Here is a 14,311-nt window from a genome sequence, read left to right as displayed (position 1 = left end):
CGAGGGCTTAACCAATAAGGTTTAGGGAAAAGTTACAAACGGATGAAGATTCAATGTGTAGTTTTGAGAGTAAATGGAAATATAAAAAAGAAATGCAGGCTGAAACAGTTGTTTCAGTCTTTTTTTGTATTGCAGGAAAGTTTATATTTTAGTTGACACAAAAGTCAGGATATGCTATGATGAATCGGTATGAATTAACGCCGGTGCTCAGTCATCTGGATGCTCCAACCAATGGCCGGGGACACGGTAAGTATAAGATTAAAGGAGGAAATCAACATGATTTCAAAGGAAAAGAAAGCAGCAATCATCGCACAGTACGGCAGAAAGCCGGGAGATACCGGTTCACCGGAAGTTCAGATTGCCATTCTGACTGAGAGAATCAACGAACTGACCGAGCATCTGAAGAATAACCAGAAGGATCACCATTCCAGACGTGGTCTGCTGAAGATGGTAGGACAGAGACGTGGTCTGCTGGATTACTTAAAGAAGACTGATCTGGAAGGCTATCGTGTACTGATTGAAAAACTTGGTATCAGAAAGTAATTGAAATGTCGAGGGTGGAGATGCTTTTCTCCACCCTGTTTTCGATTCAACAGGAAAATGCAAATTTCTCAGAAGACATTACCCGAAGCCGCTGCTGTACCTGTGACCAGGGAATACAGTTGCAGGCAGAGCAGTAGTTTCGGAGTCTTTTGCTGAAGAAAATAAACAAAGAAAAGGAGACAAAAACATGTACAAAAGTTTTAGTATGGAACTTGCCGGAAGAACTCTGACTGTTGATGTAAACAGAGTGGCAAAGCAGGCCAATGGTGCGGCCTTTGTGCATTACGGTGATACAGTGGTACTGTCTACAGCCACAGCATCTGACAAACCAAGAGAAGGAATTGACTTTTTCCCGCTGAGTGTAGAGTATGAAGAAAAGTTATATGCAGTAGGAAAAATCCCGGGTGGATTTACCAGAAGAGAAGGAAAAGCATCTGAGAATGCCATTCTGACCTCTCGTGTAATTGACCGTCCGATGCGTCCGCTGTTTCCGAAGGATTACCGCAATGATGTAACACTGAATAATATGGTTATGAGTGTGGATCCGGAGTGCCGTCCTGAGCTGGTGGCAATGCTGGGTGCTGCAATTGCAACCTGTATTTCTGATATTCCCTTTGATGGCCCCTGTGCTATGACTCAGGTAGGTCTGATTGATGGGGAGTTTGTATTAAATCCGTCTCAGGCTCAGTGGAAGTCCGGAGATTTGAATCTGACCGTTGCTTCTACCAGAGAAAAGGTAATTATGATTGAGGCCGGCGCTAACGAAATTCCGGAAGAAAAAATGATCGAGGCTATTTATCTGGCCCATGGTGTAAACCAGGAGATCATTCGCTTTATTGACAGCATTGTTGCTGAATGCGGAAAGGAAAAGCATGCTTATGAGAGCTGCGCGATTCCGGAGGAGCTGTTTGCGGCAATTCGTGAGATTGTAACTCCTGAAGAAATGGAAACAGCTGTATTTACTGATGATAAGCAGACTCGTGAGGAGAACATCCGCCAGATTACAGAAAAGCTGGAAGAGGCATTTGCAGAAAACGAAGAGTGGCTGGCGCTTCTGGGTGAGGCAGTTTATCAGTACCAGAAGAAGACTGTCCGCAAAATGATTTTAAAGGATCACAAGCGTCCGGACGGTCGTGAGATTACTCAGATCCGCCCTCTGGCAGCTGAGATTGATCTGATTCCTCGTGTTCACGGTTCTGCTATGTTTACACGCGGTCAGACTCAGATCTGCAATGTATGTACTCTGGCTCCTCTGTCTGAGCAGCAGCGCCTGGATGGTCTGGATGAAAATGAAGTAGCAAAGCGTTATATGCATCATTACAATTTCCCGTCCTATTCTGTAGGGGAGACGAAGCCTTCCAGAGGACCGGGACGTCGTGAAATCGGTCACGGTGCGCTGGCTGAGCGTGCCCTGATCCCGGTGCTGCCCAGTGAGGAAGAATTCCCCTATGCAATCCGTACAGTATCCGAGACATTTGAGTCTAATGGTTCTACCTCTATGGCATCTACCTGTGCATCCTGCATGTCTCTGATGGCTGCAGGTGTGCCGATTAAGAAAATGGTAGCAGGTATTTCCTGTGGTCTTGTAACTGGCGATACAGATGATGATTTTGTTCTTCTGACAGATATCCAGGGTCTTGAGGATTTCTTTGGAGACATGGACTTTAAGGTAACCGGTACTACAGACGGAATTACTGCGATTCAGATGGATATTAAGATCCACGGCCTTACAAGACCGATCGTAGAGGGCGCAATTGCAAGATGCCGTGAAGCACGCCTGTTTATTATGAACACCTGTATGAAGCCGGCGATTGCAGAGCCGAGAAAAGAAGTAGGTCAGTATGCTCCGAAGATTGACCAGATCAGCATTGATCCGCAGAAGATCGGTGATGTTGTAGGTAAGCAGGGCTGCGTGATCAACAAGATTATCGAAGAGACTGGTGTAAAGATTGATATTTCCGAGGAAGGAAATGTTGCAATCTGCGGCACTGATCGCGATATGATTGAGAAGGCAAAGAGCATTATTAAGAATATTGTAACTGATATTGAACCGGGTCAGGTAATTACTGGTAAGGTAGTGCGTATTATGCCCTTTGGAGCATTTGTAGAGCTGAAGCCGAAAAAAGACGGTATGGTTCATATTTCCAGACTTTCTGATAAACGTGTAGAGAAGGTAGAAGATGTGGTAAACATTGGAGACATGGTTACAGTAAAGGTTCTGGATGTAGACAAGATGGGTAAGATCAGCCTGAGCATGAAGCCTGGTGATCTTGCAAAGAAGGACAGTGACAAATAAGTATATGAATAAAAAGGTATTTACCGGAATGCTGGCCGCCATTATGGCGGTCAGCAGTTCTTTTATGAGTTTTGCAGATTCTGTGAATCTGGCACCGGGAGAAAATCCTGTTTCCGGGCCGGAAGAGCAGGGAGAGAGCATTTTGCCTCCGTCGGCTCAGATTGGCGATCGGCTGAACGCGCCGGGAGAGCAGACAGAAAATCCCGGAAATCAGAGCAGCACCATAACTGCGGGAGGAAGCGCGCAGGGCCACAGCGGCACTATAACTGCGGGAGGAAGCGCACAGGGCCAGAGCGGTACTATAACTGCGGGAGGAGGCATGTCCGGTCAAAATGGGCCATCTCCTTCAGGCAGTACTGTGATTACTTCCGGAGTACTGGCCGGACCTGGAGTTTCCGGAAGCGGAGGCGGTCCCGGAATGTCAGGCGGTGCTGTTATATCTGACGGTACCGACGGTTTTGCGGGAACCGTTTCCTCTCCTCTGGTTAAGGTGGCAGAAAAATATACCTATGATCAGATGAGTCAGGATATTCAGGAGCTTGCGTCACGTTACAGCAGCCTGATGAAGGTAAATACCATTGGAACCACTCTGGATGGGAGAAATCTGTATGAGGTAGTTGTGGGAAATATCAATGCCGAAAAGCATGTTTTAATTCATGGAGGAATTCATGCCCGGGAATATATGACACCGCTGCTTATTATGAAGCAGCTGGAATATGGCCTTGCCTTTTATGGTACAGGTTCCTATGAAGGACGGCTGCTTTCTGATTTATTTAACAAAACAGCAATTCACTATGTTCCTATGGTAAATCCGGACGGGATTACTATCAGCCAGTCAGGTATCGGAGGAATCCGGTCAGAGGAGCTTCGCAGAACCATTGAGCAGTGTTACCAGAATGATCTGGCTCAGGGACGAACCAGCGCTGCAATGGAACGGTATTTAAATTACTGGAAAGCAAACGGACGGGGTGTGGATTTAAATCAGAATTTCCCGGCGGACTGGGAAGAAGTGACCAGCTCTGATATGCCATCTTATGCCACCTATAAGGGGGCAGCGCCTTTATCTGAGCCGGAAAGTCAGGCTCTGGCAAATCTGATTCAGTCAAGAAACTGGACGGCAACCATCAGCTATCACAGTATGGGAAATATCATTTACTGGGATTATCCGGGGAATACCGTATCTGCCCAGTCTCAGGAGCTGGCCAATGCAGTATCTGCAAAAACAGGTTACAGGCTGGCTGGCAGCAGCGGGCATGGTGGATTTAAGGATTGGCTTCAGATTAAGGAAAATCCGATCCCCAGTCTGACGATAGAAGTAGGAAGCGTATCCTGCCCGATGCCGCTCACAGAATTTACTGATGTCTGGAATAAGAACCAGGAAGTATGGGCGGCTGTACTGAAATGGGCTGCGGAACACTGAATTTTTTGAGAAAAAACCAAATATAGACAAAAAAGAGACAGGAGAGGAAGAAAACTCATCCTGTCCTTTTTAGATCAAGTAGTAATATGCCACGAAAAATGTCGAAAGCCTTCGTTATTTTACATGAATTTATCCGAATTTTTACATAAAGTTTAAATACGGTTGAAAATGCGTGAACGGGTATGATATGATGAAAATATCTGCGGCTAAGGAGAAGAAAAAAACAGTACGCGGGGGATGAGGAGGACGAGATGTCAATCAGTGACGTGTCAAATGTATTTGGGTTTCTTGGCGGTCTTGGAATGTTCCTGTACGGTATGAATATTATGGCCGACGGAATGCAGAAGACAGCCGGCAGTAAGATGAGCAGTTTTCTGGGAATGCTGACAAACAACAGACTTCTGGCAGTAGCACTGGGAGCTCTGATTACAGCAATTATCCAGAGCAGCGGCGCTACCACGGTTATGGTCGTCGGTTTCGTAAGTGCAGGTGTTCTGAATCTGACACAGGCAGTTGGCGTAATCATGGGTGCCAATATCGGTACGACCATTACAGCATGGATCGTTTCCATGAGCCAGCTGGGAGATGCTTTTGAGGTTATGAAGCCCAGCTTTTATGCACCGGCTATTATCGGTATTGGAGCCTTGCTTCTGGTATTTGCCAAAGGGCAGAAGAAGAAAACAGCAGGAGAAATCTGCATTGGTCTTGGTCTTTTGTTTATTGGTCTTGATTTTATGTCAGGCTCTATTTCTCCCTACACGGATGCGCCGATTTTTGCAAAGGCCTTTGAGGTTCTGGGAGGAAATCCGTTCCTTGGCATGATTATCGGAGCGCTGGTAACAGCACTTCTGCAGAGTTCATCTGCATCAGTGGGAATTCTGCAGACTCTGGCAATGAATGGAATTGTAACTACGAATGCAGCAATTTATATTACCCTGGGACAGAATATTGGTTCCTGCGTAACAGCCATGCTTTCCAGTATAGGCGGTTCCCGGATCGCCAAGAGGGCTGCGGTAATTCATCTGACCTTTAACGTAATTGGAGCGATTCTGGTAGGAACTCTGGGATTTGTTTTCTTTGCTCTGAGACCGGATTTTGCAGCATCCAATATTAATGCAGTGCAGATATCCATTTTCCATACCATATTTAATCTGACTATGACAACCGTCCTGTTCCCCTTTGCCAATCAGCTGGTAAAGATTTCCGGCATTGTTGTCCGGGAGAAGCCGGAGGAGGAGGCGCCTGAAGCTGCGGAGGATGAGGAGACAGCAGTTACCTTCAAGCATCTGGACGAGCGTATTTTTGAATCTCCGGCCTTTGCTGTGGAAACAGCAGCTCTGGAAGTGGTTCATATGGGACAGATTACCCTGGAGAATGTAAGAGCGGCAATCGATGCTCTTCTGACACGCAATACAGAGGGAATCGAGCAGGTATACAAAACGGAAAAAACAATCAATAATATGGAAAAGATGCTGACAGAGTATCTGATTAAGGTAGAGAATCTTTCTCTGACAGAACGTCAGAAAAAGATGGTAAATAACCTGTTTTACAGCATCAGTGATATTGAGCGGATCGGGGATCACGCTGAAAATCTTGCAGAGCAGGCCGAGTATATGGAGACTCACCAGCTGGATTTCTCAGAAACAGGATTTGATGATCTGCGCTCCATCGGCGGAAGTGTTCTGAAAGCATTTGAATATGCGATTGATGCAAGACAGAACGGCAGTATGGATGCAGTGCGTAAGGTCAGCCAGTACGAGGATGATGTGGACAGTCAGGAAGAGGAGCTGCGGGAGAAGCACATTGAGCGGCTTTCCAGCGGAAAGTGCAAGGCATCCTCAGGTGTGGTATTCCTGGATATTATCAGCAATCTGGAGCGGATTGCTGATCATGCATATAACCTGGCAGGTTATGTAAAGAACGAATTATAGGGTATTTTTACAAAAGAAACTGTAAAGAGTTCATAAAATAGAAAAAACCTCTTGCTATTTTAATCGTAATTGGGTAAAATAGGCATAGGTTGATGATATTTTAACAATCATTAAATTTTTAACAATTCAGGAGGAATTTGTCATGGCAGTAAAAGTAGCAATCAATGGTTTTGGACGTATTGGCCGTCTGGCATTCAGACAGATGTTTGGTGCAGAGGGTTATGAGGTAGTAGCAATCAACGATCTGACCGACCCGAAGATGCTGGCACACTTACTGAAATATGATACCGCTCAGGGCGGATACGCAGGCCATATCGGTGAAGGCAAACACACCGTAGAGGCTGGTGAGGATTCCATCACCGTTGACGGAAAGACAATTAAAATTTATGCTGAGAAGGATGCTAAGGATCTTCCGTGGGGAGAGATTGGCGTAGATGTAGTTCTGGAGTGCACCGGTTTCTACACCTCCAAAGCAAAATCTCAGGCTCATATCGATGCAGGCGCTAAGAAGGTTGTTATCTCCGCTCCGGCTGGCAACGATCTGCCGACCATCGTTTACAGCGTAAACGAGAACACTCTGAAGGCTGAGGACACCATCATTTCCGCAGCTTCCTGCACCACCAACTGCCTGGCTCCGATGGCTAAGGCTCTGAATGACTACGCTCCGATCCAGTCTGGTATCATGAGCACCATTCACGCTTACACCGGCGACCAGATGATTCTGGACGGACCGCACAGAAAAGGCGATCTGAGAAGAGCAAGAGCAGGCGCAGCTAACATCGTTCCGAACTCCACCGGCGCAGCTAAGGCTATCGGCCTGGTTATTCCGGAGCTGAACGGCAAGCTGATCGGTTCTGCACAGCGTGTTCCGGTACCGACCGGTTCCACCACCATTCTGACTGCAGTTGTTAAGGGCAGCGATGTTACCAAAGAAGGCATCAACGCAGCTATGAAGGCAGCAGCTTCCGAGTCCTTCGGCTACAACGAGGATGCAATCGTTTCTTCCGACGTTATCGGTATGAGATACGGTTCTCTGTTTGATGCTACTCAGACCATGGTAGCTCAGATTGCTGACGATCTGTACGAAGTTCAGGTTGTTTCATGGTATGACAACGAGAACTCCTACACCAGCCAGATGGTTCGTACCATCAAATACTTCGCAGAGTTACACTAATTGCGGAGTCCGGGAATCTGATTCCGGCATAAGATAGGAAGACTCAGTCAGGGGGTCCGGTCTGAAAGGACCGGGCCCTTTTGTGTTTTTACAGGAAACCACGTCCAATGAAAACAAAAGGCTTGGCGGGGATGCGCACAGCGCGCCTGAGGAAAATAGCTGCTGACGCAGTCGCGTTCCCATGCAGTTTGCTATGCAGGCAGACTGTAAAGCAGAAGATTTTTGAGACAAAGAGAGGAATAAACCATGTTAAATAAGAAAAGTGTTGACGATCTGAAGGATTTAAAGGGTAAAAGAGTTCTGGTCCGCTGCGACTTTAACGTACCGTTAAAGGATGGAAAGATCACAGATGAGACTCGTATCGTTGCAGCTCTGCCGACTATCCAGAAGCTGGTAGGCGAGGGCGCAAAGGTAATCCTTTGCTCTCACCTGGGCAAAGTAAAAAATGGCCCCAACGAGGGTGAGTCCCTGGCTCCGGTTGCTGTAAGACTGGAAGAGAAGCTGGGCAAGAAGGTTGTATTCGTAGCTGATTACAATGTAACCGGCGAAGCAGCAACCAAGGCTGTTGAGGCTATGGCAGACGGCGATGTAGTGCTTCTGCAGAACACCCGTTTCCGCGGCAAAGAAGAGACCAAGAACGGCGAGGAATTCAGCAAAGAGCTGGCTGACCTGGCTGATGACTATGTATGCGATGCATTTGGTTCCTCTCACAGAGCACATGCTTCTGTAGAAGGTGTAACCAAATTCATCACCGCAAAGGGCGGCACCAATGCAGTTGGTTATCTGATGCAGAAAGAGATCGATTTCCTGGGCAATGCAGTAGAGAATCCGGTAAGACCGTTCGTTGCTATCTTAGGTGGCGCAAAGGTTGCTGATAAGCTGAACGTTATCTCCAATCTGCTGGAGAAGTGCGATACTCTGATCATCGGCGGTGGTATGGCATTTACCTTCTTAAAGGCACAGGGCAAGGAAGTTGGCAATTCTCTGGTTGATGATACCAAGCTGGAGTACTGCAGAGAGATGATGGAAAAGGCAGAGAAGCTGGGCAAGAAGCTTCTGCTTCCGGTTGATGCTGCAGTTGCTGCTGCATTCCCGAACCCCATTGATGCTCCGATTGATGCAAAGAATGTTTCTGTTGATGAGATCCCAGCTGATATGATGGGTCTGGATATCGGTACTGAGAGTGCAAAGCTGTATGCTGAGGCTGCAAAGACCGCAAAGACCGTTGTATGGAACGGACCGATGGGCGTATTTGAGAACCCGACTCTGGCAGCAGGTACCATTGCAGTTGCAAAGGCACTGGCAGAGACTGAGGCTACCACCATCATCGGCGGCGGCGATTCTGCAGCAGCTGTAAACCAGCTGGGCTTTGCTGACAAGATGAGCCATATTTCTACCGGCGGCGGCGCTTCTCTGGAATTCCTGGAAGGAAAAGAGCTTCCGGGCGTAGCAGCAGCAGACGACAAATAAATCGAGAAACCGCAAAAAGGAGAAGGAATATGTCCAGAAAGAAAATTATTGCAGGAAACTGGAAGATGAATATGACTCCCACCGAGGCTGTGAAGCTGGTGGAGACATTAAAACCGCTGGTAGTTAATGATGAGGTTGACGTAGTATTCTGCGTACCGGCGATTGACATTATTCCGGCTATGGAGGCAGCAAAGGGCTCCAACATTAACATTGGAGCAGAAAATATGTATTTTGAAGAAAAGGGCGCTTATACAGGCGAGATTTCTCCCAACATGCTGGTTGATGCAGGCGTAAAATACGTGATTATCGGCCACTCTGAGAGAAGAGAGTACTTTGCTGAGACCGATGAGACAGTAAATAAAAAAGTCTTAAAGGCCTTCGAGCATGGTCTTACTCCAATTATCTGCTGCGGTGAGTCTCTGACTCAGAGAGAGCAGGGGATTACCATTGACTGGATCCGTCAGCAGATTAAGATTGCGTTCCTGAACGTAACCGCAGATCAGGCAAAGACTGCAGTAATTGCATATGAGCCAATCTGGGCTATTGGTACCGGTAAGGTTGCAACCACAGAACAGGCACAGGAGGTATGTGCAGCAATCCGTGCATGCATCGGTGAGATTTATGATGAGGCAACGGCAGAGGCTATCCGCATTCAGTACGGCGGTTCTGTATCTGCATCCAGCGCTCCGGAGCTGTTTGCTCAGGCAGACATTGACGGAGGCCTGGTTGGCGGCGCTTCCCTGAAACCGGATTTCGGTGCAATTGTAAACTATAAAAATGCCTAAATTCTAAACCGTCTCCTCGCGGTTTCTTAATTGGGCTATACAAAAATAGAGAATAAGTATAGGCTGTGAAAATATCGTCAAGATTTTTCATGGCCTATATACATCTCTGTTAAGATATAGTAAAATGAAATGGGACAGGTGCAGTTTAGCTTTGTCCCATTTCGTTTTACTGTCTTAGAGGCAGGGAAAGGCAGAACAATGCAGGTAAAAGATCTGTGGAGAAACATTATAACGACAGTTTTGATTATGAGCCTGTCTACGTTAGTGGCGGTAGCCTTTTTTTATTATGGAAAAAATACTACAAGCGTTGCGATTATCTATGTTCTCAGTGTGATGCTGGTAGCGCGCTATACAGTGGGCTATGCATCAGGAATCGTAGCGTCTCTGTTTGGCGTAGGCTTTGTAAATTATGTATTTACCTATCCATATATGACGCTGAATTTTACCATTGATGGCTATCCTGTTACATTTGTAGGGATGACGGTGGTATCTGTGATCACCAGTGCGATGACAACAAAGTTTAAAAAGCAGAGTCAGATGCTAAATGAACGAGAGAAGCTTTTAATGGAGGCGGAAAAGGAAACGATGCGGGCCAATTTGCTTCGGGCGGTTTCCCACGATTTAAGGACACCGCTGACAGCGATTATCGGACTTGCCAGCACCTATCTGGAAAATGGCACCTATATGAAAGAAGCAGAGAGAACAGAATTGGTCAGCAATATTCGTGAGGATGCCAACTGGCTGTTAAATATGGTGGAGAATCTGCTTTCTGTTACCAGGATCCATGTGGGGGATGCCAGAGTTGCGAAAAGCATGGAGCCTCTGGAGGAGGTAGTTTCTGAGGCGGTGCTTCGTTTGAAAAAGCGTCTTCCCGGCGCGCGGATTACTGTTCATGTACCGGATGAGTTTTTAATGGTTCCTATGGACGCCATGCTGATTGAGCAGCTGATTATGAATCTTTTGGAAAATGCTGTATATCATTCCGGAACCGATGAACCCATAGAGCTGAATGTGGAAAAAAGAAAAAACAGCGTTGCTTTCCATGTGCGGGATTATGGCAAGGGGATTGCGCCGGAACGGCTTGAGAATCTGTTTGACGGCGGCGGTATGGAGCGCAACGGAAGCGGCGATTCTCATAAGGGCATGGGAATCGGGCTTACTATCTGCAAAACGATTGTAGCAGCTCATGAGGGAATCATACGGGCAGTGAATCATGAACAGGGAGCAGAATTTATTTTTACATTACCTTTGGAGGAGCAGGAGGAATCATGACAAATAAACAGACCATATTGATTATTGAAGATGAAAAGCATATTGGAAATTATATGGAAACTATAGTGATCGCCAACCAGTATAAGGCGCTGCGTGCCATGAACGGGCTGCAGGGGCTTTCCCTGTGCACTTCTCATTATCCGGATCTGATTCTTCTGGATCTGGGGCTGCCTGATATGGACGGAATGGAGGTTCTGCAGAGAATCCGCGGCTTTTCCAATATTCCTGTGATTGTGGTTTCAGCAAGAAATCAGGAACGGGAGAAGGTGGTGGTTCTTGACGGAGGCGCTGATGATTATATTACCAAGCCTTTTGGCTCAGAAGAGCTTTTAGCCAGAATCCGGACGGCTCTGCGCCATAGCGCCAGAGTTGCGTCCATCGCACCCCAGGAGCAGAAATATTCCAGAGAGGGTCTGGAAATTAATTTTGAGAAGCGTCTGGTTACCTTAAACGGGAAGGAGATTCATCTGACACAGATTGAGTATAAGCTGGTTTCTCTTCTTGCAAAAAATGCAGGAAAGGTATTGACTTATGACTATATTTTAAAAGATATCTGGGGTCCCTATGCAGATACGGACAACCAGATCCTTCGGGTTAATATGGCTAATATTCGCCGGAAGCTGGAAAAAAATCCTGCAGAGCCTTTTTATATTTTTACGGAAATCGGTGTAGGCTACCGAATGAAAGAATAAAAAACAGCGGCATATTGACAGAGCAAAAAACTCTGTCAGTAGCCGCTGTTTATTACTTTCCAGGCGCCGGATTTGTTGCTGCGGGCGATACTGATATAGCGGAAGGGATTGCCGTCCCGCCGGTCTTTTACCGTAAGAACACGGTAAATAATAATATTGCCCGGCATATATTCTCCCTCCAGTCCTGGATTGTGATAAAGGGATTCTTCGGAGTCTGCAGGGTAAATCTGATCAACACCCTCAAAGGAAGGAACCTCTTCGGTAAAATAATGCATGGCCAGGGCTTCTGTCTGTGCAAGCTCTTCTTCTGTGAGGGCCTCCCGGTAGGAAATAGTTTCTGAAGAAGATGAGGTTTCTACGGCGGACGCGATAGCAGCTGTCCGGGCTTCTGTGACAAACTCTGACGGAATCATGGACAGTGCCAGACGTTCCTGCGCAGTCAGAGAATAATAAAAATTAAGCCATTCCAGAGTATCCTCGGATACCTGGTTTTTCTTTTTGTAAATGCCTTCATATTCTACTGTATCTTCGGCCAGAAACAGTATATACTGTCCTTCTAATTCCAGAGCGGCAGCTCCGTCTGAGAGAATCAGATAAGGGGAGCCCATGCAGGAAAAATTGGCCTGCCCGTTTTGTCCGGGACGTTCAGATTCCGGAACCAGCTCTGTGATAGAACCGTCCGGTCTTCTCGTATCCGCGGAAATGGGAAGACGGTCCTCAGTTACTGCAATCCGGTCAGTGGAAATCATGGTTTTTCCGTCTATAAAAATCATCTGCTTTTCTTGAGATGCCGTCTCCGGGGAAGATTCCTCCCGGGAAGCCTCTGTGAGGAAGGCGGCGGCAGCTGTCCGGTTCCGGTTTTCTTCCGGGGCTGCGGATGAAGAAGCGCAGCCGGTGCAGAGAACGATTCCGGCGCTCAGCAGAATCAGCAGTTTCTTGTTCATAATATTCCTCCATTTTGAAGTATTATATCAATGAAACAGAGGGAATGCTTTAATATTTCTTTAATTTTCATTTACTTATTGAGTAAAATTCCGGGTGCCGGACAGGCGGCCGGTTTGGGTAGATGAGATGCTTGACCGGCAGAGGGAAATAGGATATAGTACATTTAGATGATCAGTTTTGCGGCATATAGATTACGACAGGAGAAAGGATTAAAACGGGGTGTTATGAGCAAAAAGAATGAGATCCAGAATCCAATCACAGAGGGGGTTATCTGGCAGCAGCTGTTGCTGTTTTTCTTTCCGATTCTGTTCGGTACTTTTTTTCAGCAGCTGTATAATGCGGCAGATGCCATGATTGTAGGACGATTTGTGGGCAAGGAGGCATTGTCTGCGGTTGGCGGTTCTACAGGAATGCTGACTCAGATGATTGTAGGATTTTTTGTAGGCCTTTCCTCAGGTGCTTCGGTTATTATTTCCCAGTATTATGGGGCAAAGCGTCCGGAGATGGTAGGGTATGCGGTTCACACGGCAGTGGCCTTTAGTGTCGTGTCGGGCCTGGTAATGACGGCAGTGGGAATTCCCCTTGCGCCCATTATGCTTACGGCTATGGGGACACCGGAGGATGTAGTAGGGCTTTCTGTAGAGTACCTGAGGATTTATTTTGCAGGAATGGTTGCAAACCTGATTTACAATACAGGAGCGGCGATCTTGAGAGCAGTGGGAGATTCCAAGCGCCCTCTTCATATTTTGATGTTTAGCTGTCTGATTAATATTGCACTGGATATTCTCCTGGTGGTAATGTGCGGTTTGGGAGTTAAGGGAGCGGCTATTGCGACGATTTTGTCTCAGCTGCTCAGCGCTGTTTTGGTATGCATCTGTCTGATGCGTGCACAGGATATGTATCGTCTGGAGTGGAAGCAGGTCCGACTGGATCAGAGAATGCTGAAACGGATTGTCCGAATTGGCTTTCCCGCAGGTCTGCAGTCTGTGATGTACGGATCCTCCAATGTGATTATCCAGGCGGGAATCAATTCCCTGGGAACCAATACGGTGGCTGCATGGGCGGCTTACAGTAAAATAGATGCCGTATTCTGGATGATGGTCAACTCCTTTGGAATTGCGATTACCACATTTGTAGGACAAAACTATGGTGCAGGAAAAACTGACCGTGTTCACAAGGGTGTAAGAAGCTGTATGAAGATGACGGTTATCTCTTCTGCTCTGATGTCTGTTCTGATTTATAACTGGGGAATTTATGCCTATGAGCTGTTTACAACGGACAAGGAGGTAGTTTCCATTGGGATTGATATGATGCGGTATCTCTCCCGATTTTATGTGACCTATGTGGCGATTGAGATTTTGTCCGGCGCTCTGCGGGGAGTGGGAGACTGCTGGATTCCCATGATGCTGTGCTGCGTAGGAGTCTGTGCCCTGCGGGTGGGGTGGATTTTGATTGCAGTTCCTCTTGATCGGAATATTTTTACGATTATGTTCAGCTATCCGCTGACCTGGGTGATTACTACGATATTATTTGCAGTATATTACCTGAAATACAGCAGACTGAAGGTGAGAAAGAAAAATCCCTGAAGATAAGGGAGAATCTCTGCATACAAAGAGGAATCTCCGGATTGACAAACCGGAGTGAAACTGATATTATCATCGTATGGAACGAGGGTGTTGCATAATAGCCGTTGTAAAAATGGCCTTATGGGCACCCTCTTTTACGTTAAATGGGTGCCGCCCCTTTGGAAAAAGTCCTTTGAGAGAAGAAGGGAGAAGGAAGC

Annotated in this window: 11 protein-coding genes; 10 read left to right on the top strand and 1 reads right to left on the bottom strand. The window is 46.8% G+C overall.

Annotated elements, in window-relative coordinates:
- The first annotated feature begins 276 nt into the window (after positions 1 to 276).
- The 9 genes from rpsO to ACESON_RS13480 all read left to right on the top strand — a co-directional run bounded on the left by rpsO (position 277) and on the right by ACESON_RS13480 (position 11,583).
- Positions 277 to 543, top strand: coding sequence for a 30S ribosomal protein S15 (gene rpsO / locus ACESON_RS13520; protein WP_177994338.1), 267 nt, complete (start codon positions 277 to 279; stop codon positions 541 to 543).
- 187 nt (positions 544 to 730) lie between these two features.
- On the top strand, positions 731 to 2,839 hold the full coding sequence (locus ACESON_RS13515) for a polyribonucleotide nucleotidyltransferase (RefSeq protein ID WP_373110432.1): 2,109 nt from the start codon (positions 731 to 733) through the stop codon (positions 2,837 to 2,839).
- Positions 2,829 to 4,259, top strand: a complete 1,431-nt coding sequence (locus tag ACESON_RS13510; RefSeq protein ID WP_373110430.1) for a M14 family metallocarboxypeptidase — start codon at positions 2,829 to 2,831, stop codon at positions 4,257 to 4,259. Before ACESON_RS13515 ends, ACESON_RS13510 begins: the two co-directional genes overlap by 11 nt.
- Positions 4,260 to 4,510: 251 nt before the next feature.
- Positions 4,511 to 6,190, top strand: a complete 1,680-nt coding sequence (locus ACESON_RS13505; protein WP_177960142.1) for a Na/Pi symporter — start codon at positions 4,511 to 4,513, stop codon at positions 6,188 to 6,190.
- A 142-nt stretch (positions 6,191 to 6,332) separates the two neighbouring features.
- Complete coding sequence (gene gap / locus ACESON_RS13500; protein WP_177960141.1) at positions 6,333 to 7,364, top strand: type I glyceraldehyde-3-phosphate dehydrogenase; 1,032 nt, start codon at positions 6,333 to 6,335, stop codon at positions 7,362 to 7,364.
- Positions 7,365 to 7,610: 246 nt separating this feature from the next.
- Entirely contained in the window at positions 7,611 to 8,834 is a 1,224-nt protein-coding gene (pgk, locus tag ACESON_RS13495) for a phosphoglycerate kinase (RefSeq protein WP_177960140.1), read from the top strand.
- Between the two features lie 29 nt (positions 8,835 to 8,863).
- Positions 8,864 to 9,619, top strand: a complete 756-nt coding sequence (gene tpiA, locus ACESON_RS13490; RefSeq protein ID WP_177960139.1) for a triose-phosphate isomerase — start codon at positions 8,864 to 8,866, stop codon at positions 9,617 to 9,619.
- Between the two features lie 198 nt (positions 9,620 to 9,817).
- Positions 9,818 to 10,891, top strand: a complete 1,074-nt coding sequence (locus tag ACESON_RS13485; RefSeq protein ID WP_177960138.1) for a DUF4118 domain-containing protein — start codon at positions 9,818 to 9,820, stop codon at positions 10,889 to 10,891.
- Entirely contained in the window at positions 10,888 to 11,583 is a 696-nt protein-coding gene (locus ACESON_RS13480) for a response regulator (protein ID WP_373110428.1), read from the top strand. Before ACESON_RS13485 ends, ACESON_RS13480 begins: the two co-directional genes overlap by 4 nt.
- A gap of 35 nt (positions 11,584 to 11,618) precedes the next feature.
- Here ACESON_RS13480 and ACESON_RS13475 read toward each other — a convergent pair whose 3' ends face one another.
- Complete coding sequence (locus tag ACESON_RS13475; protein WP_373110426.1) at positions 11,619 to 12,527, bottom strand: hypothetical protein; 909 nt, start codon at positions 12,525 to 12,527, stop codon at positions 11,619 to 11,621.
- Positions 12,528 to 12,752: 225 nt separating this feature from the next.
- Here ACESON_RS13475 and ACESON_RS13470 point away from each other — a divergent pair, with 225 nt between their 5' ends.
- Positions 12,753 to 14,114, top strand: coding sequence for an MATE family efflux transporter (locus ACESON_RS13470; protein WP_373110425.1), 1,362 nt, complete (start codon positions 12,753 to 12,755; stop codon positions 14,112 to 14,114).
- Positions 14,115 to 14,311 lie beyond the last annotated feature (197 nt).

The organism is Lachnoclostridium sp. Marseille-P6806, from assembly GCF_964238185.1.
Taxonomy (GTDB): Bacteria; Bacillota; Clostridia; order Lachnospirales; family Lachnospiraceae; genus Brotaphodocola.
Note: the sequence above shows the minus strand (reverse complement) of the source record. Positions and strands in the feature narration are given on the sequence as shown.